At 73.7% G+C, this 17369-nt stretch carries 18 protein-coding genes and 1 riboswitch; of the genes, 9 read left to right on the top strand and 9 right to left on the bottom strand.

Annotation, left to right across the window (positions count from 1 at the left end; translation table 11 throughout):
- Window positions 1-431: 431 nt before the first annotated feature.
- Window positions 432-1946, top strand: a complete 1515-nt coding sequence (locus tag RIM90_RS08655) for an NAD(P)/FAD-dependent oxidoreductase (protein WP_309060003.1) — start codon at window positions 432-434, stop codon at window positions 1944-1946.
- Window positions 1947-1961: 15 nt separating this feature from the next.
- On the opposite strand, the gene RIM90_RS08650 is transcribed toward RIM90_RS08655, so the two are convergent.
- The 5 genes from RIM90_RS08650 to RIM90_RS08630 all read right to left on the bottom strand — a co-directional run bounded on the left by RIM90_RS08650 (window position 1962) and on the right by RIM90_RS08630 (window position 6766).
- Window positions 1962-2906 carry a hypothetical protein gene (locus tag RIM90_RS08650; RefSeq protein ID WP_309060002.1) on the bottom strand — a complete coding sequence of 315 codons (945 nt, stop codon included), beginning with the start codon at window positions 2904-2906 and terminating at the stop codon, window positions 1962-1964.
- Window positions 2907-2962: 56 nt separating this feature from the next.
- The gene (gene metF / locus RIM90_RS08645; RefSeq protein WP_309060001.1) at window positions 2963-3886 is read right to left on the bottom strand and encodes a methylenetetrahydrofolate reductase [NAD(P)H]; all 924 of its coding nucleotides are present in this window, start codon (window positions 3884-3886) and stop codon (window positions 2963-2965) included.
- A 106-nt stretch (window positions 3887-3992) separates the two neighbouring features.
- A complete protein-coding gene (gene thiE, locus RIM90_RS08640) occupies window positions 3993-4667 on the bottom strand; it encodes a thiamine phosphate synthase (RefSeq protein ID WP_309060000.1) in 675 nt (224 codons plus the stop codon).
- Between the two features lie 334 nt (window positions 4668-5001).
- Complete coding sequence (locus tag RIM90_RS08635; RefSeq protein WP_184817187.1) at window positions 5002-5367, bottom strand: helix-turn-helix domain-containing protein; 366 nt, start codon at window positions 5365-5367, stop codon at window positions 5002-5004.
- A gap of 157 nt (window positions 5368-5524) precedes the next feature.
- Window positions 5525-6766: an FAD-dependent oxidoreductase gene (locus tag RIM90_RS08630; protein WP_309059999.1), complete on the bottom strand. Its 1242-nt coding sequence runs from the start codon at window positions 6764-6766 to the stop codon at window positions 5525-5527.
- 162 nt (window positions 6767-6928) lie between these two features.
- Window positions 6929-7040: riboswitch (TPP riboswitch) on the top strand.
- Between RIM90_RS08630 and thiO the strand changes: the two genes are divergently transcribed.
- The 5 genes from thiO to RIM90_RS08605 all read left to right on the top strand — a co-directional run bounded on the left by thiO (window position 7038) and on the right by RIM90_RS08605 (window position 12343).
- Window positions 7038-8213 (top strand): glycine oxidase ThiO, encoded by a 1176-nt coding sequence (gene thiO, locus RIM90_RS08625; protein ID WP_309059998.1) that lies wholly within the window; start codon window positions 7038-7040, stop codon window positions 8211-8213. It overlaps the preceding riboswitch by 3 nt.
- Window positions 8210-8410, top strand: a complete 201-nt coding sequence (gene thiS / locus RIM90_RS08620; RefSeq protein WP_309059997.1) for a sulfur carrier protein ThiS — start codon at window positions 8210-8212, stop codon at window positions 8408-8410. The genes thiO and thiS overlap by 4 nt, the downstream gene beginning before the upstream one ends.
- Window positions 8411-8412: 2 nt before the next feature.
- A complete protein-coding gene (locus RIM90_RS08615; protein WP_309059996.1) occupies window positions 8413-9207 on the top strand; it encodes a thiazole synthase in 795 nt (264 codons plus the stop codon).
- Between the two features lie 225 nt (window positions 9208-9432).
- Window positions 9433-11382, top strand: coding sequence for a Stk1 family PASTA domain-containing Ser/Thr kinase (gene pknB, locus RIM90_RS08610; protein WP_309059995.1), 1950 nt, complete (start codon window positions 9433-9435; stop codon window positions 11380-11382).
- An 82-nt stretch (window positions 11383-11464) separates the two neighbouring features.
- Window positions 11465-12343 (top strand): deoxyribonuclease IV, encoded by an 879-nt coding sequence (locus tag RIM90_RS08605; RefSeq protein ID WP_309059994.1) that lies wholly within the window; start codon window positions 11465-11467, stop codon window positions 12341-12343.
- A 32-nt stretch (window positions 12344-12375) separates the two neighbouring features.
- Here RIM90_RS08605 and RIM90_RS08600 read toward each other — a convergent pair whose 3' ends face one another.
- Entirely contained in the window at window positions 12376-13023 is a 648-nt protein-coding gene (locus tag RIM90_RS08600) for a sulfite oxidase-like oxidoreductase (RefSeq protein WP_309059993.1), read from the bottom strand.
- 182 nt (window positions 13024-13205) lie between these two features.
- On the opposite strand from RIM90_RS08600, the gene bfr reads away from it, so the two are divergent.
- The gene (gene bfr, locus RIM90_RS08595) at window positions 13206-13724 is read left to right on the top strand and encodes a bacterioferritin (RefSeq protein ID WP_309059992.1); all 519 of its coding nucleotides are present in this window, start codon (window positions 13206-13208) and stop codon (window positions 13722-13724) included.
- A gap of 35 nt (window positions 13725-13759) precedes the next feature.
- Here the strand turns inward: bfr and RIM90_RS08590 are convergent, their stop codons facing one another.
- The 3 genes from RIM90_RS08590 to RIM90_RS08580 all read right to left on the bottom strand — a co-directional run bounded on the left by RIM90_RS08590 (window position 13760) and on the right by RIM90_RS08580 (window position 16614).
- On the bottom strand, window positions 13760-14014 hold the full coding sequence (locus tag RIM90_RS08590; protein ID WP_309059991.1) for a (2Fe-2S)-binding protein: 255 nt from the start codon (window positions 14012-14014) through the stop codon (window positions 13760-13762).
- A gap of 150 nt (window positions 14015-14164) precedes the next feature.
- On the bottom strand, window positions 14165-15520 hold the full coding sequence (locus RIM90_RS08585) for a class II 3-deoxy-7-phosphoheptulonate synthase (protein WP_309059990.1): 1356 nt from the start codon (window positions 15518-15520) through the stop codon (window positions 14165-14167).
- On the bottom strand, window positions 15517-16614 hold the full coding sequence (locus tag RIM90_RS08580; RefSeq protein ID WP_309059989.1) for a DUF2867 domain-containing protein: 1098 nt from the start codon (window positions 16612-16614) through the stop codon (window positions 15517-15519). Before RIM90_RS08580 ends, RIM90_RS08585 begins: the two co-directional genes overlap by 4 nt.
- Before the next feature lie 55 nt (window positions 16615-16669).
- Here RIM90_RS08580 and RIM90_RS08575 point away from each other — a divergent pair, with 55 nt between their 5' ends.
- Window positions 16670-17275 carry a TetR/AcrR family transcriptional regulator gene (locus tag RIM90_RS08575; RefSeq protein WP_309059988.1) on the top strand — a complete coding sequence of 202 codons (606 nt, stop codon included), beginning with the start codon at window positions 16670-16672 and terminating at the stop codon, window positions 17273-17275.
- Between the two features lie 9 nt (window positions 17276-17284).
- On the top strand, window positions 17285-17341 hold the full coding sequence (locus tag RIM90_RS31535) for a trp operon leader peptide (RefSeq protein ID WP_351712869.1): 57 nt from the start codon (window positions 17285-17287) through the stop codon (window positions 17339-17341).
- Window positions 17342-17369 lie beyond the last annotated feature (28 nt).

Raw genomic sequence — 17369 nt, 5'->3', positions numbered from 1 at the left:
GCCCGGCGCACGTGAAGGCGCCGGCCCCCGGTGGCCGCGTCCCCCGCGGGCCACCGTCGGACCGGCGCCTTCCGTGCTCCCCCGTGCGTTCCCCCGTGCATCCCCCGCAGGACCCCCGTTCGCGGTCGTCCCCCCGGGTTCCCCCGTGCCTCGCTCCCGCCGGCGGCGCCGACGGAAGGAGCGGATCGCGGGCCGCTCCGTTCCGGCGCCCCGTGCCGCCGGTTCCGGAGCCGCGCCCCTCTCCGTGGTCTCCACTCTCCCGTCCCCGCAGGCCGGGCCCCATCCGCGCGCGTACTCATCTCGGCGACTAGGTACGGGTACTCACGCCTGCGCACGCGCCCCCACGACGCCGCGCCGGCGGCTGGTCACCCGCGCGGGGGCGCCGGTACTCGGGCGCCGGTCCGTCAGTGGCGGCGGATAAAGTCCCTGGCATGGCACGGATTGCGGTGATCGGCGCCGGGATGGGCGCGATGGCGGCCGCTGCCCGGCTGGCCGTCGCGGGCCACCGGGTGGCGGTGTACGAGCGGACGGAGACGTACGGCGGCGCCCTGCGCCGTGTGGAGCGGGACGGGTTCTCCTTCGACACCGGCCCCGGCCTGCTCCCCCTGCCCGCGGTGTACCGCGACCTCTTCGTCAAGACCGGCCGGGAGCCGCTGGAGGAGTGCGTCGACCTGGTCCAGGTCGACCCGTCGTCGCGGCACGTGTTCGCGGACGGCACCCGGGTGTCGCTGCCGAACGCCTCGCGCGCGGGTGTCGTCGCGGCCCTGGAGGAGGCGCTCGGGCCGGGTGCCGGCCGCCGGTGGGGCGACTTCCTGGTGCGGGCCCGCGAGGCCTGGGACCGGTCGCGCAGGCCGCTGCTGGAGGAGCCGCTGTGGCCGAACTGGCGGGTGCTGGCCGAGCGCGAGCCCTACCCGGCGGTCCCCCACAAGCGGCTGCTGCGCACCCGCCGGGCCGGCACACTCGCCGAGGTCGGCGCCTGGGAGCTGCGGGACCCCCGGCTGGCCGCCCTCCTGGAGAGCCACGCGCTCGCGTACGGCCTGGACCCGCGCGACACCCCGGCGAGCGCGGCCGTGCTGCCGTACATGGAGCACGCCTTCGGCATGTGGTACGTGCGCGGCGGCGGCCTGCGGGAACTGGCGCGCGCGGTGTACGAGCGGTGCGTGGCCCGCCGGGTCGAGTTCCGTTTCGGCGCCGGGGTCGCCCGGGTCCTGGAGAAGGACGGCCGGGCGGCGGGGGTGGAACTCCTCGACGGCACGGTGTGCGAGGCGGACCACGTGGTCGCGGGGGTGGACCCGAGCCGGCTGGAGCTCATGACCGGGCACCCGCTGTACGGCGACGACGACGTGCGCCCCGACCGCACGGAGCGCCGGCGGCCCGGGCGGTTCACGGTGCTGCTGGCGCTGCGCGGGCCGCGCGAGCCCGGTGCGGCGCACCGCACGGTCGTGCACGCCCCCGACCGCACGGCCGAGCTGGACTTCCTCACCGGCCGCGCCGGCGCCCCGGTACGGCCCACGGTGACGGTGCTGCGGCCGGACGACCCCGCCCTCAGGCCCGACGCGGAGCACGAGTCCGTGGTCCTGTCCGCCACCGTGCCGCACGGCGCACCGTGGGGCGAGGGCGGGACCGGCGAACGGTTCGCGGATCTGCTCGTCGAGGCCGCCGAAGCCGCTGTCCCCGGTCTGCGGGAGCGCGTCCTGTGGCGGGAGGTGCGCACGCCCGACGACTCCGGGGAGGAGACGGGTGCCGCGCGGGGAGGGATACCCGCTCCCGCTCTCGCCGCCGGCCGGGGCCGCTTCCTCCGTCCGGCCAACACCACCCCGCTCCCGGGGCTGTACCGCGTCGGCGGCTGGTCCCACCCCGGAGGCGGTCTCCCGCACGCCGGCATGTCGGGCGCGCTGGTCGCCGGGCTGATCGTGGAGGGGCCGGGGTTCCAGGGGTCCCGGTGACCTCCCGGCCGGGCGTCAGAAGCGGTACTGCTCGTCGTACCCGTTGTTCCCGTTCCCGGGCGTCTGCTCGTTGCCCTGGTACGGGTACGGCTGCTCCGGGGGGAGTTCACCGCCGTACGGGTCGTCGGTGCTGCGCTGCTGCGGGACCCACAGGCCGCCGGGCGGGGTCTCGCCGCCGTAGGTGCCGGCGTACTGGTCCTGGCCATAGGCCTGGCCGTACTGCTGCGGGACGGCGTAGCCGGTGTCGTACGCGGCTCCGTCGTGGGTCTGGGTGCCGATGTACGGGTCGGAGTAGGCGGCGTACTGCTGCTGGCCGGTGGTGTCGTAGGCCTGCTGCTGGCCGTAGCCGGAGTAGTCGTAGGCGTAGCCCTGGTCGGTGCCCTGGGCGGCCGCCGCGTACGGGTCCGGGGACGGGGCGGAGTACCCGGTGTCGCCGTAGACGCCGTAGGAGCCGGTGTCGTCGGGCATGGGCTGCGGCTCGTAGACGGCGGTGGTCTCGGCGGCCGTCGGCCGGTCGGGGCGCGCGGGGGTGAACACGTCGTCGCGGTCGTAGTCGTCGTCGTCCGTGCCGAGGCCGGCCCGGTCACCGCGGTGGTCGGCGCTTTCGTCGCCGTAACCGCCGCCGGACGCCTCCAGGCCGGAGACCTCCAGGGTCGGTTCCCGGCGCCCGCGGTCACCGCGGCGGCCCTTGGCGGCGGCCAGCACCGGGGCGTTGACCGCCCAGCCGGCCTCGAAGCCGCGGCGGAAGGACAGCGTGACGTAGGTCTGGCCGACCGCGAAGGCGGCGGCGCCCAGCCCGATGACGACGACGGACGGGATCAGCACACCGACCACGACACCGAGGAACCCGACGAAGGCGAGCAGCCGCCAGCGCAGCCGCGCCTTGTACTGCAGCAGCACCTCGCCGAGCAGCCACAGCGCGACGATGCCGAACGCGATGTAGAGGACCGTCCAGCCCATGTACGCCCCTCTCCCAGTGGCCGCTACGCAGCGTCTCGTACGCCGGTGCGACCGGTCTAGGCCTGCGCTGGGTGGTGCAGGCCCAGGTTCTCGTAGATTTCCAGCGTCGCCGTGGAGTTGTTGAGCGTGATGAAGTGCAGTCCGGGCACTCCCTCGGCCAGCAGCCGAGCGCAGAACTCCGTGGCGAACTCGATGCCAATGGAGCGTACCGCCGCCGGATCGTCCTTCGCTGTGAGGATCCGCTCTTTCAGGGCGTCCGGGAACGAGGCGTTACTGAGCTTTGGCAACCGTTCCAGCATCTTCACGCTGGTCACCGGCATCACCTCGGGGATCACCGGAGTTTCGCAGCCGGCCGCGTCGACCCGGTCGCGCAGGCGCAGATAGGACTCGGGCTGGAAGAACATCTGGGTGATCGCGTAGTCGGCGCCGGCCCGGCACTTGTCGACGAAGTGCGCGACGTCCGTGTCCCAGTCCACCGAACGCGGGTGCATCTCCGGGAAGGCGGCGACGCCGACGCAGAAGTCGCCCGACTCCTTGATGAGCCTGACGAGTTCGGCGGCGTAGGTCAGGCCCCGCGGGTGCGGCACCCAGTCGCCCATCGGGTCGCCGGGCGGGTCGCCGCGCACGGCGAGCATGTTGCGGATCCCGGCGTCGGCGTACTGGCCGATGATGTTGCGCAGTTCGGCGACGGAGTGGTTGACGGCGGTGAGGTGGGCGACCGGGGTGAGGGTGGTGTCGGCGACGATCTGCTCGGTCTCCTTGACCGTGCCGGCGCGTGTGGACCCTCCGGCCCCGTAGGTCACGGAGACGAAGTCGGGGGCCACCGCCTCGACCCTGCGCAGCGCGCTCCACAGGTTCCGCTCGCCCTTGGGCGTCTTCGGCGCCGAGAACTCGAAGGAGTACGTCGTCTTTCCGGCTGCCAGGATCTCGCGCACGGTGCGTGCGCGGTCCGTCCTGGTGGATGCGGTTCCGAGGGCCATACCGGCAGGTTAGCCAGGGTGCGACGGTCCCCCAACCGAAAGCGAGAGATTCGTCCGATTTGCCGATTTGTTGTCCACGCCTTGGACAAACCCGGGACGCGCGGGGTCATCCGGCGTCCGGAGCGGCCCCCCGCAGCCGCCGGGCGAACTCGGCCGCCGCCGCACCCGGGTCGTCGGCCTCGGTGAGGGCCCGTACGACGACGATCCGGCGGGCGCCGGCCTCCAGGACCTCGTCGAGGTTGCCGAGGTCGATGCCGCCGATGGCGAACCAGGGGCGCTCGGTGCCGAGGGCGGCGGTGTGGCGGACCAGGCCGAGGCCGGGGGCGTGGCGGCCGGGCTTGGTGGGAGTGGGCCAGCAGGGGCCGGTGCAGAAGTAGTCCACGCCGGGCTGGACGGCGGCCGCTTCGGCCTCGGACTCGGCGTGCGTGGAGCGGCCGATCAGGATGTCGTCGCCGAGGACGGCGCGGGCCGCGGGGACGGGCAGGTCGCCCTGGCCCAGGTGGAGGACGTCGGCGCCGGCGGCGTGGGCGACGTCCGCGCGGTCGTTGACCGCGAGCAGCTTGCCGTGCCGGGCGCAGGCCTCGGCGAGGACCTCCAGGTGCTCCAGTTCCTCGGCGGCCTCCATGCCCTTGTCCCGCAGCTGCACGATGTCGACCCCGCCGGCCAGGACGGCGTCCAGGAACTCGGGGAGGTCCCCCTGCCGCTTGCGGGCGTCGGTGCAGAGGTAGACCCGGGCGTCGGCGAGCCGGGCCCGGGCGGTGGTGGCTGCGGTGTCGGGCATGCGGGTGTCCCCCAGCTGTCGGTGGCGTCGTGGCGGCCGGGCCCGGCGGCCCGGACGGGTCTTCGACGAGCCGCCCCGGCCGGCCCGGGCCGTGGCGTACGCGCCGCAGGGGGGACCCTATGCCGGTGCTGCGGGAGACCGCGAGGCGCCCCGTGTCCCGGCAGCGCCCGGTGTGCGGCGGCCGGGGCCCGCACGGAGGACACGCCCGCGCCCCGGTCGCGGCCGGGTGGGCCGCGGCCCCGGGGGCGGGCGGTCGGTGTGGTCCGAGCCCGGCGTCACGGTCCACGGGCGCCGGGCGGTTGTCCGGGTCGCGCCCCGGACGGTCAGGTGGGGATCAGACCGCGAGCGCCTGGGCGCGGCGCTTCACCTCCGTGCCGCGGTTCTCGCTCAGCGCCTGCACGGGCGTGCCCGGCAGCGTGGGGTCGGGAGTGAACAGCCACTCCAGCATCTCTTCGACCGTGAAGCCGTCGTCCCGCAGGAGCGTCAGGGTGCCGGTCAGGCCCTTGACGACCTTGTCCCCGTCGATGAAGGCGGCGGGGACGTGCAGCGCGCGGTTCTCACCCCGGCGCACGGCGATGAGCTGGCCCTCCTTGACCAGCTGCCGGACGCGCGTCACCTCGACACCGAGCTTTTCGGCGATGTCGGGGAGAGTGAGCCAGGCGGGGACGAGAGCATCGATCTTTGCGTCAATCTCGGTCACGGAACAAGCCTGCCATCTGCCACTGACAGTCGGAAGCCAGCCCCACCCACCTGGGCGGACGCGTCCGCCGGGCACGCCGGACCGGGGACGCCCCGCGGGGTCCCCGCGACCCGCCGGACGGTGTCCCGCCGGACCCCGCAGCCGCCCGGCCGCGCCGTCACGCGGCCGCCGACTTCAGCGGCCGCGCCGGGTCCGCCAGCAGCTCCGGGTCCATCGCCGCCCCCGCCTCGATCAGCCGGCGCCCCTGGGCCAGGTCCCGGGGCCGCCCCACCGCCAGCAGCGCGACCAGGCGCGACTCCCTCAGCCAGCACACGGTCCACGCCGGTCCTGCGGGGTCCCCGCGCCACACGGTCCGGTCGGCGTCCACGTGGTGTCCCGCGTACTGGACGAAACGCCCGAACTGCTCGGACCAGAAGTACGGCACCGGGTCGTACACGGCCGGCGTCCGGCCGGTGGCCGCGCCGAGGATGTTCACCGCGACCGCGCGCGGTCCCTGGAGGGCGTTGTCCCAGTGGTGGACCAGCAGGCGTTCGCCGTACCGCCCCGAGGGGAAGGACGCGCAGTCGCCGACCGCGTAGACGTCCGGCACGGAGGTCATCAGGTGGCGGTCGGCGACGACCTCGCCGTGCGCCCCGAGCGTGACCCCGGAGCCGGCCAGCCAGGCCGTGGCGGGCCGGGCCCCGATGCCGACGACCACGGCTCCCGCGGACAGCCGCGTCCCGTCGTCGAGGACCACGGCACCGGGCTCGACGCGCTCCACGCGCGCGTGCGTGCGCAGGTCGACGCCGGCGTCGGCGTACCAGGCGGTCATCGGGGCGGCCACCTCGGCGGGCAGCGTCTCGGCGAGCGGCCGTTCGGCGGCCTCCACGACGGTGACCGCGCAGCCCGCCTCGCGCGCCGCCGTGGCGAACTCCGCGCCGATCCAGCCGGCGCCGACCACCACGACGTCGTGCTGCCGCGCGAGCACCGGCCGCAGCCGTTCGGCGTCGTCCAGGGTGCGCAGCAGGTGCACACCGGCGACGCCCTCCGCGCCCGGCAGCCGGACCGGTTCCGCGCCGGTGGCGACCACCAGGACGTCGTAGGGGACGGGCCCGGCCTCCGTGTCCAGTTCGTGGTCCCGGGAGCGCAGGCCGAGCACCTCGCAGCCGAGCCGCAGTTCGACGCCGAGCGACTCGAAGTCGACGTCGAAGGCAGAGCTCTCGGCCGTGCCGAGCAGCACCGCCTTGGACAAGGGGGGCCGGTCGTAGGGCTGGTGGGGCTCCGCGCCGATCAGGGTGACGGTGCCGGTGAAGCCCTGCTCCCGCAGGGCGACCGCGGTCTGCACGCCGGCCATGCCCGCACCCGCCACCACCACCCGCCGCGGCTCGGACGGTCCCGGTTCCTGCGTCTGCTCGCTCACCCGAACACCATAGACACCTGACAAGATGTCAGCCGGTCCCGGTCCGTCGTGGGATGCTCCCCGACGCCCGTCCCCCTGCCCGGCCGCGGCTCCCCTGCGGGCGCGTGCCTCCCCGGGGGCTCCCTTACGGGTGTGCCGCCCCGCGGGCTAGGGTGGCCGGCGTAAAGCACTCGCGGGAGCCCGGACGCACCGGGCTGAGAGGGAGGCTGGCGGCCTCCGACCGTACGAACCTGATCCGGGTCATGCCGGCGAAGGGAGGGGCTGGACGCCCATGTCGCCCACGCGCACCTCAGACGTCCTCGTCGTCGGGGGCGGAATCATCGGTCTGGTCACGGCCTGGCGGGCCGCGCAGCGCGGTCTCGCCACGGCCCTGGTGGACCCCGAGCCGGGCGGCGGCGCCGCCCAGGTGGCCGCCGGGATGCTGGCCGCCGTCACGGAACTGCACTACGGCGAGCAGACCCTGCTCGGTCTGAACCTCGCCTCCGCGCGCCGCTACCCGGACTTCGCGGCCGAGCTGACCGAGCTCACCGGGCACGACCTCGGCTACCGCCGGTGCGGCACCCTCGCGGTGGCGCTGGACGCCGACGACCGCGCCCATCTGCGGGAACTGCACGCGCTGCAGCAGCAGTCGGGGCTGGACTCGCAGTGGCTGACCGGGCGGGAGTGCCGGCGCCTGGAGCCGATGCTCGCGCCGGGTGTGCGCGGCGGCCTGCGGGTCGACGGCGACCACCAGATCGATCCGCGACGGCTGGCGGCGGCGCTGGTGACCGCGTGCGAGCGGGCCGGTGTGGTCGTGCACCGCGCGTGGGCCGAGCGGCTCACCGTCGTACGGGACCGGGCGACGGGCGTCGTCACCGCCGACGGCACCGAGCTGGGCGCCGGGCAGGTGGTGCTCGCCGCGGGCAGCCTCAGCGGGCGGCTCGCGGGGGTGCCCGGGGACGTGCTGCCGCCCGTGCGTCCCGTGAAGGGGCAGGTGGTGCGGCTGACGATGCCGGGGCACCCGGCGCACTCGACGCCGTTCCTGAGCCGGACCGTGCGGGCCGTGGTGCGCGGCAGCCATGTCTACCTGGTGCCGCGCGAGAGCGGTGAGCTCGTCGTCGGGGCGACCAGCGAGGAGATGGGCTGGGACACGACCGTCACCGCGGGCGGGGTGTACGAGCTGCTGCGCGACGCCCACGAGCTGGTCCCCGGGATCACCGAGCTGCCGCTCACCGAGACCCGGGCCGGGCTGCGCCCCGGCTCCCCCGACAACGCGCCGCTGCTCGGCCCGACCGCGCTGGAGGGGCTGGTGCTGGCCACCGGCCACTACCGCAACGGCGTCCTGCTCACGCCGGTCACCGGCGACGCCCTGGCGCACGTCCTGACCACCGGGGAGCTTCCGGAGGAGGCCCGCCCCTTCACCCCCCGGCGCTTCGCCGCCGCCGCACTGACGGAGCAGCCCGCATGAACATCTCGGTCAACGGGGAGCTCCGGGAGGTCGAGCCCGGCACGGTTCTCGACGTCGTCGTGCGGTCGCTCACCGCGGCGCCCTCGGGAGTGGCCGCCGCCCTGAACGAAACCGTCGTCCCGCGCGCGCAGTGGCCCGCCACCGCCCTCTCGGAGGGTGACCGCGTGGAAGTCCTCACCGCTGTCCAAGGAGGCTGATCATGGCCGACGATCCGTTCGTCCTCGGCGGTACGTCCTTCACGTCCCGCCTGATCATGGGCACCGGCGGGGCGCCGAGCCTGGACGTGCTGGAGCGGGCGCTGGTGGCGTCCGGGACGGAGCTGACGACCGTGGCGATGCGGCGGGTGGACCCGTCGGTGCACGGGTCCGTCCTGTCGGTGCTGGAGAAGCTCGGGATCCGGGTGCTGCCGAACACGGCGGGCTGCTTCACCGCCGGGGAGGCCGTGCTCACCGCGCGTCTCGCGCGGGAGGCGCTCGGCACCGAGATGGTCAAGCTGGAGGTCATCGCCGACGAGCGCACGCTGCTGCCGGACCCGGTCGAGCTGCTGGAGGCGGCGGAGACGCTGGTCGACGACGGGTTCACGGTGCTGCCGTACACGAACGACGATCCGGTGCTGGCGCGGAAGCTGGAGGACGTCGGCTGTGCGGCGATCATGCCGCTGGGGTCGCCGATCGGGTCCGGGCTCGGGATCCGGAACCCGCACAACTTCCAGCTGATCGTGGAGCACGCGCGCGTGCCGGTGATCCTGGACGCGGGGGCGGGCACGGCGTCGGACGCGGCGCTGGCGATGGAGCTGGGGTGTGCCGGGGTGATGCTGGCGTCGGCGGTGACGCGGGCGCAGGAGCCGGTGATGATGGCCGGCGCCATGCGTCACGCGGTGGAGGCGGGGCGGCTGGCCCGGCTGGCGGGGCGGATCCCGCGGAGGCATTTCGCCGAGGCGTCGTCCCCCGCGGAGGGCCTGGCCGTGCTGGACCCGGAGCGGCCCGCGTTCTGACCGGCCTGGAACGGCTGGGCCCCGGCCCCTCGGCGGTGGTGGGGTCCAGGGTGACCGGCGGACGGTGAGGCCGGGGTGGGGGCGTGCGGTGCCGGCCAGGGGGCCGGCGGGTGGTGGGTGTGTGGTGGTCGGGGGCGTGCGTTGCGTCACAGGTCGGCTGCAGTCGCGCTCCGAACGGGGCCGAAGCGGTCGGGGCTGTCGGCGGCGGCTCGTAAACTCGCCTGCGTGGACACGACCCTTCAGGACCCTCTGGTCGGGCAAATGCTCGACGGCCGGTATCGCGTCGAGGCGCGGATCGCGGTCGGCGGGATGGCCACGGTCTACCGGGCCGTGGACACCCGTCTCGACCGCGTCCTCGCGCTCAAGGTGATGCACCCCTCCCTCGCGGCCGACGGCTCGTTCGTCGAGCGGTTCATCCGCGAGGCGAAGTCGGTGGCCCGGCTGGCCCACCCGAACGTGGTGCAGGTCTTCGACCAGGGCACCGACGGGGCGTACGTCTACCTGGCGATGGAGTACATCGCCGGCTGCACCCTGCGGGACGTGCTGCGCGAGCGCGGCGCGCTGCAGCCGCGGGCCTCGCTGGACATCCTGGAGCCGGTGCTGGCCGCGCTCGGTGCCGCGCACCGGGCCGGGTTCGTGCACCGGGACATGAAGCCCGAGAACGTGCTGATCGGGGACGACGGCCGGGTCAAGGTCGCCGACTTCGGGCTGGTCCGGGCCGTGGACACGGTGACGAACACCACCGGGACCGTGCTGGGCACGGTCGCCTACCTCGCGCCGGAGCAGATCGAGAGCGGCACCGCCGACCCCCGCGTGGACGTCTACGCCTGCGGCATCCTGCTGTACGAGATGCTGACCGGCGAGAAGCCGCACGACGGCGACTCCCCCGCGACCGTGCTCTACAAGCATCTGCACGAGGACGTGCCGCCGCCGTCGGCCGCCGTGCCCCGGATGGCGTACGAGCTGGACGAGCTGGTCGCGTCGGCGACCGCGCGCACCCCGGACGTCCGCCCGCACGACGCGGTGGCACTGCTCGCGCAGGTCCGCGAGGCACGCGGCAGGCTCGGTGAGGAGCAGCTGGACGCGGTGCCGCCGCAGGCGCTGACGGCGGAGCACGACAACGCCGAGGACCGTACGAGCGTCATCCCGCGCGCGCTGACGATGCCCCGCCCGCTGCCGGTCGACGAGGACGGGGAGGACGTCCCGGCCGGCACCGACGGCGCGGACTCCCTCCACCGCACCAGCCGGTTCCGGTCCCCGCCGCCGCTGCCGCCCCGGCGCCGCGCGGCGCTGCGGCGCGGTCCGATGGCGATCGTCGTGGCCGTGCTGCTGGTCCTCGGGGTGGGCACGGGCGTGTGGTACATCAACTCCGGCCAGTTCACCAAGGTGCCGCCGCTGCTGTCGAAGACCGAGCAGGAGGCCCGGGACCGGCTGGCGGACGCCGGGCTGGACGTCGGCCGGGTCGAGGAGGCGTACAGCGACACCGTGAAGCGGGGCACGGTGATCAGCACGGACCCGGCGGCCGGCGCCCGCATCCGCGGCAACGACCCGGTGTCGCTCACCATCTCCAAGGGCCCGCAGACCGTGCGGGTGCCCGACGTGGACGGCTACCGGCTGGACAAGGCGCGCTCCGTGCTGAAGGACGAGGGCCTGGAGCCGGGCATGGTCACCCGGGCGTTCAGCGAGGACGTGCCCAGGGGCTTCGTGATCTCCACCGAGCCGGGGAAGGGCACCAAGGTCCGCGCGGACTCGGCGGTGGCGCTCACCGTGAGCAAGGGCCGCCCGGTGGACGTTCCCGACGTGACCGGTGACGACCTCCGGGACGCCCGCGCCGAGCTGGAGGAGGCCGGCCTCGAGGTGGAGATCGCCGCCGAACGGGTCCACTCCGAGCACGACGCCGGCCAGGTGGCCCGGCAGACCCCCCAGCCGGGCCGTCAGGCCGCCGGGGGCGACACCGTGACGCTGACGCTGTCCAAGGGCCCGGAGATGATCGAGGTCCCGGACGTGGTCGGCGACAGCGTGGACGAGGCCAAGGAGAAGCTGGAGGCGGCCGGGTTCCGGGTGGACGAGGACCGCGGTCTGCTCGGTCTGTTCGGCGACACCGTCAAGGGCCAGTCCGTGGACGGCGGGGACACCGCGCCCAAGGGCTCGACGATCACCATCGAGATCCGCTGACGGAACGGCCGACGGGACGGCGGAACGGAGGACGGACCGGGGGCCCGGCCGGGAACCCGGGGGATCATGACACCCTTGACGGGTGAAGAACCACCTGTCCGGCCCCGCCCGCAACCCCGTCGGCAGCCACGTCCCCGTGGCCGGAGGCCTGCACTCCGTCGGCCTGTCCTACGCCCGTGACCTGCGCGCCGAGGCCGTGCAGGTCTTCGTCGCCAACCCGCGCGGCTGGGCCACACCGGTCGGCAGTCCGAAGCAGGACGAGGCGTTCCGCGCGGCCTGCGCCGCCGAGTCGGTCCCGGCGTACGTGCACGCCCCGTACCTGATCAACTTCGGGTCCCACACCGAGGCGACCGTCGAACGGTCCGTCGAGTCGCTGCGGCACTCCCTGCGGCGCGGCCGGGAGATCGGTGCGCTGGGCGTGGTGGTGCACACCGGCAGCGCGACCGGCGGGCGGGAGCGGCCGGTGGCGCTGCGGCAGGTGCGGGAGCGCATGCTGCCGCTGCTCGACGAGCTCACCCATGACGACGACCCGTTCCTGCTGCTGGAGTCGACGGCGGGCCAGGGGGCCTCGCTGTGCTCGCGGACCTGGGACTTCGGACCGTACTTCGAGGCGCTGGACGCCCATCCGAAGCTGGGCGTCTGCCTGGACACCTGCCACGTCTTCGCGGCGGGCCACGACCTGACCGGGCCCAGCGGGATGCGCCAGACGCTGGACCTGCTGGTGGACACGGTCGGGGAGGGACGGCTGAAGCTGATCCACGCCAATGACTCCATGGACGTGGTCGGGGCGCACAAGGACCGGCACGCGAACATCGGCGCCGGCCACATAGGCGAGGAGCCGTTCCGGGCGCTGATGACGCATCCCGCGACCGAGGGCGTACCGCTGATCATCGAGACCCCGGGCGGCAAGGAGGGGCACGCGGCGGACGTGGAGCGGCTGAAGAAGCTCCGGGACGCCTGACACGCCGGGACGGCCCGGGCGGCGGCGGGAGGTCAGAGTTCGGGGCCGTCCCCCGGCTCCTCCTGGTAGGAGTAGCGCTGCTCCTTCCAGGGGTCGCCGACGTTGTGGTAGCCGCGCTCCTCCCAGAAGCCCCGGCGGTCGGCGGTCATGTACTCGACGCCGCGGACCCACTTGGGGCCCTTCCAGGCGTACAGGTGGGGGACGATCAGGCGCAGCGGAAAGCCGTGCTCGGCGGTCAGCAGCTCGCCGTCCTTGTGGGTGGCGAACAGGGTGCGCTCGGAGGTGAAGTCGGCCAGCCGGAGGTTGGAGCTGAACCCGTACTCCGCCCACACCATCACATGGGTGACGTCGGGCGCGGGCGGGGCGATGTCCAGGATGGTGCGGGCCGGGACCCCGCCCCATTCGGCGCCGACCATGCTGAACTTCGTGACGCAGTGCAGATCGGCCACCACGGTGACGTACGGCAGGGCCGTGAACTCCTCGTGGCTCCAGCCGTGCTTCTCACCGTCGGCGGTGGCGCCGAAGACCCGGAACTCCCAGCGTTCGGGCCGGAACCGGGGGACCGGCCCGTAGTGCGTGACCGGCCAGCCGCGTTGCAGTCGCTGTCCCGGCGGGAGCTCGAACCGCGCCGCTCCTGCTGCTGCGCGCTCCCCCGATTCGCGTTCCGCCGGCTGACCCATGTCTCCATCCTGACAGACCCGGGGCAATGCCTCCGAACGGGCCCCGACAGATGTGGACAATCAGGAATGAATCAGACTAAGCATGGACTTACTTACTAAGTGAAGACTTACTGGACGATCTTCCCCGCCGGTGCAATCATGCGGCGCAACCTGCCAGTTCCCGCGCGGAAGGAACCCACGCGATGCAGAGCGACCCCGAGGTCATCGAATTCCTGAACGAGCAGTTGACCGCCGAGCTCACAGCGATCAACCAGTACTTCCTGCACTCGAAGCTGCAGGACCACAAGGGCTGGACGAAACTCGCCCAGTACACGCGCGCCGAGTCCTTCGACGAGATGCGGCACGCCGAGGTGCTCACCGACCGCATCCTGCTGCTCGACGGCCTGCCGAACTACCAGCGGCTGTTCCACGTCCGGGTCGGGCAGACGGTGACCGAGATGTTCCAGGCCGACCGGGAGATCGAGCTCGAGGCGATCGACCGCCTGCGCCGCGGGGTGGACGTCATGCGCACCAAGGGCGACATCACGTCGGCCAACATCTTCGAGGCGATCCTGGCCGACGAGGAGCACCACATCGACTACCTGGACACCCAGCTGGAGCTGATCGAGAAGCTGGGCGAGGCGCTGTACCTGTCGACGGTCATCGAGCAGTCCCAGCCCGACGCGTCGGGTCCGGGAACGGGCGGGTTCTCGACCCACTAGGGCACCGGGCGGCGCCCGGCGGCCCCGGGCCGCTCCTACGCGGCTTCGGGCAGTTTCGCCGTGAGCGGCGGCTCCCCCTCGTCGATCAGCCGGCGGCGGGGACAGTCACCGCGGCCGAGCAGTGCCTGGATGCGCCGTACGCAGCCGCCGCAGTCGGTGCCGGCCTTGCAGGCGGAGGCGATCTGCCGGGGCGTGCACGCACCGGCCTCCGCGTGCCTCCTCACCTGTTCCTCGGTCACACCGAAGCAGCTGCAGACGAACACGCGGTTCACCTCCCGAGCGGGGTTCATGGTCGCGCCGTACCGACTGACCGGGGACCCGACTGATCGGTGAGGCAAACCTAACCTTACCTGTGGCTCGGGGGGCGAAAATGTGGGGTGGGGCGCGGATCCCTGTGATCCGCGCCCCACCCCTGCCGGTGCCGCCACCGGCACAGCCGGTTACTGGTCCCGGTACATCTCGGCGACGAGGAACGCCAGGTCCAGCGACTGGCTGCGGTTGAGCCGCGGGTCGCAGGCCGTCTCGTAGCGCTGGTGCAGGTCGTCGACGAAGATCTCGTCGCCGCCGCCCACGCACTCGGTGACGTCGTCGCCGGTGAGCTCCACGTGGATGCCGCCCGGGTGGGTGCCGAGCTCCTTGTGGACCTCGAAGAAGCCCTTCACCTCGTCGAGCACGTCGTCGAAGCGGCGGGTCTTGTGACCGGAGGCCGCCTCGAAGGTGTTGCCGTGCATCGGGTCGGTCACCCAGGCGACGGTGGCGCCGGACGCGGTGACCTTCTCGACCAGCTCGGGGAGCTTGTCGCGGATCTTGTCCGCGCCCATGCGCACGATGAAGGTCAGCCGGCCGGGCTCGCGCTCGGGGTCGAGGCGGTCGATGTACTGCAGCGCCTCCTCGGCCGTCGTCGTCGGGCCGAGCTTGATGCCGATCGGGTTGCGGATCCTCGAGGCGAACTCGATGTGCGCGTGGTCCAGCTGGCGGGTGCGCTCACCGATCCACACCATGTGCGCGGAGACGTCGTACAGCTGACCGGTGCGCGAGTCCACGCGGGTGAGCGCCGACTCGTAGTCGAGCAGCAGCGCCTCGTGCGAGGAGAAGAACTCGACGGTCTTGAACTCCTCCGGGTCGGCCCCGCAGGCGTGCATGAAGTTCAGCGCGTTGTCGATCTCCCGGGCGAGCTGCTCGTAGCGCTGGCCGGACGGGGACGACCTCACGAAGTCCTGGTTCCAGGCGTGCACCTGGCGCAGGTCGGCGTAGCCGCCGGTGGTGAAGGCGCGCACCAGGTTCAGCGTGGAGGCCGAGGCGTGGTACATCCGCTTCAGCCGCTGGGGGTCCGGGACGCGGGCCTCTTCGGTGAAGTCGAAGCCGTTGACGGAGTCGCCCCGGTAGGTGGGCAGCGTCACGCCGTCGCGGGTCTCGGTGGGCTTGGAGCGCGGCTTGGAGTACTGGCCGGCGATCCGGCCCACCTTCACCACGGGCACGGACGCGGCGTACGTCAGCACGGCGCCCATCTGCAGCAGGGTCTTGAGTTTGGCCCGGATGTGCTCGGCGGACACCCCGTCGAAGGACTCGGCGCAGTCGCCGCCCTGGAGCAGGAACGCCTCTCCTCGGGCGACGGCAGCCATACGCGCGCGCAGTTGGTCGCATTCGCCGGCAAAGACGAGCGGGGGATACGTTTCCAGCTCGGCGATCACATCACGCAGAGCCTCGGCATCCGGGTACTCGGGCTGCTGCGCCGCGGGCAGGTTTCGCCACGTCGCCTGAGCGGCGACGCTTCGGGAATCAGCGTTCACGGTCACGTGCCCAACAGTACGCGTTCGGTCGGGGCGCCCATCCCGCCGCTCAATCTGTGAGACGTACGTGCCCCACCGACCGGGCGAGGCGCGCCACCATCCCCGCGGCGGCGGGGAGCAAGCAGCGCCCGCTGAAGCGGCGCCTTGAGCTTCGGGCCATCCCCGCGTCGGCGGGGAGCACCGCGGGTCAACGACGCGGAACGGCATCGGGTCACGCTCGTGCCACGCATCGCCGCACCGGGCTCCGCGAGGGCGAGGCGGCGGTGGGCACGGCGGAGCAGCAGGCGGGCGGCGACGGGGTGGGCGCGGCGCACCAGCGCCCGGTGGAGGCGTCCCCACCGGTCGTGCAGCCGGACCTTGGAGCTCATCGTCACCCGCCGGGCCCGCGCGTCCACCAGGATCGACACCCGGTAGCTCAGGTGCGCGCCGTCCTCGCCGTACAGGCCCTCGCCTCCGGCGTACTCGGTGACGGACAGGTCGCCGGGGAGGACCTTCCAGCCCCGGGGGTCGGTCGGCATGCCGGGACGCCACTCCACGGCGAAGGCGTCCTGGTGATCGGCGACGGGCAGTGCCGCGTGCAGCAGGGCGGCCCCCTCGGGCACGTCGATCGCGGCCGGACGGTCCCGGGCGAGCCGCTGGAGCAGGCGGACGTACCGGCTGCGGCGGGTGCGGCGGACCGGGGTGCCGGTGACGGCGGACTCGGCGTTGTCGAACAACTCCTCCACGACCGTGCCGTGCACCGCGCGGACGGCGCACCGCCAGGCCAGGCGCTCGGTGCCGCGCATGTCCTGCTCCAGCACGTGGCGCAGCAGGCAGCGGCCGGGCCCGAGCGGTTCGACGGACAGTTCGTGGAAGCCGTTTCCGGGCGGGTCGAAGGCGAAGCGGATCCGGCGCCCGGGCTCGTACTCCGCGACCGAGTGGCGCACCGGTCCGTGCCCCCCGGCGGAGCCGACGGCGAGCGGCCGGTCGAGCAGCAGCGGGGCCCAGGCGGGGCTCGGGAAGAGCGGGTCGTCGGCCGCGGAGATCCGGTCCAGGAGGGCACCGACCCGGTCGGCCGGTGCGGGGAGGGCGCGGGCGTGGACGTTGCGTACCGTGCTCATCGGAACACCTCCATACGGTGGCGTATGGTCATCCACCGTACGGTACCGTACGGTCATGGTGCAACGCCCTGAGAAGGACACCGGAGGCAAGAAGACCGGCCGGCCCCGGCTCAGCGCCCGGGACTGGGCGGACGCCGCGCTCGCCGCGATGCGTGAGGGCGGGCTCGCCGCCGTGGCGGTGGAACCCCTGGCCGCCCGGCTCGGCACCACCAAGGGCAGCTTCTACTGGCACTTCGCGAACCGTGACGCGCTCGTCGAAGCGGCCCTCGAACGCTGGGCGGAGACCGAGACCGAGGCGGCCATCGCCCGGCTGGAGGCGGAGACGGAGCCCGACCCCGGGCTGCGGCTGCGGCGGCTGCTGGCCGAGGCGGTCCGGTCGGCCGCCGAGGACCCGCTGGAGGTGGCACTGCTGGCCACCGCGGACGATCCGCGGGTCGCCACCGTGCTCGACCGGGTGACGCGGCGCCGGATCGCCTACGTGGCACGCCAGTTCGCCGAGGCCGGCTTCCCCGAGCCCGAGGCGCGGCGGCGCGGGCTGCTCGCCTACAGCGTGTACCTCGGCCACGCCCAGCTCGGCCACGCCGTCCCGGCCGCGCTGCCCGAGGGCGCGGAACTGACCGGTTATCTGGACCGCGCCCTCGATCTGCTGCTGATGCGCTAGGGTCGGGGCATGTTCGCGCACTCGACCCGCACCTGGTGGTGGACCGCTTCTCCGGCGGCCCACTGACTGCGCGTACGCACAGACTTCGCGAAGG

The organism is Streptomyces sp. (genome assembly GCF_031181555.1).
GTDB classification, from domain to species: domain Bacteria; phylum Actinomycetota; class Actinomycetes; order Streptomycetales; family Streptomycetaceae; genus Streptomyces; species Streptomyces fimbriatus.
The sequence above is the reverse complement of the archived record's forward strand: the minus strand, read 5'-3'. Positions and strand labels throughout refer to the sequence as shown.

What these genes read in the sequence shown, in the direction of transcription:
- RIM90_RS08655 (WP_309060003.1), top strand. Translation starts at nt 432, where the DNA reads ATGGCACGGATTGCGGTGATCGGCGCCGGGATGGGCGCGATGGCGGCC.
- RIM90_RS08650 (WP_309060002.1), bottom strand. Translation starts at nt 2,906, where the DNA reads ATGGGCTGGACGGTCCTCTACATCGCGTTCGGCATCGTCGCGCTGTGG.
- metF (WP_309060001.1), bottom strand. Translation starts at nt 3,886, where the DNA reads ATGGCCCTCGGAACCGCATCCACCAGGACGGACCGCGCACGCACCGTG.
- thiE (WP_309060000.1), bottom strand. Translation starts at nt 4,667, where the DNA reads ATGCCCGACACCGCAGCCACCACCGCCCGGGCCCGGCTCGCCGACGCC.
- thiO (WP_309059998.1), top strand. Translation starts at nt 7,038, where the DNA reads ATGTCGCCCACGCGCACCTCAGACGTCCTCGTCGTCGGGGGCGGAATC.
- thiS (WP_309059997.1), top strand. Translation starts at nt 8,210, where the DNA reads ATGAACATCTCGGTCAACGGGGAGCTCCGGGAGGTCGAGCCCGGCACG.
- RIM90_RS08615 (WP_309059996.1), top strand. Translation starts at nt 8,413, where the DNA reads ATGGCCGACGATCCGTTCGTCCTCGGCGGTACGTCCTTCACGTCCCGC.
- RIM90_RS08600 (WP_309059993.1), bottom strand. Translation starts at nt 13,023, where the DNA reads ATGGGTCAGCCGGCGGAACGCGAATCGGGGGAGCGCGCAGCAGCAGGA.
- bfr (WP_309059992.1), top strand. Translation starts at nt 13,206, where the DNA reads ATGCAGAGCGACCCCGAGGTCATCGAATTCCTGAACGAGCAGTTGACC.
- RIM90_RS08590 (WP_309059991.1), bottom strand. Translation starts at nt 14,014, where the DNA reads ATGAACCCCGCTCGGGAGGTGAACCGCGTGTTCGTCTGCAGCTGCTTC.
- RIM90_RS08580 (WP_309059989.1), bottom strand. Translation starts at nt 16,614, where the DNA reads ATGAGCACGGTACGCAACGTCCACGCCCGCGCCCTCCCCGCACCGGCC.
- RIM90_RS08575 (WP_309059988.1), top strand. Translation starts at nt 16,670, where the DNA reads ATGGTGCAACGCCCTGAGAAGGACACCGGAGGCAAGAAGACCGGCCGG.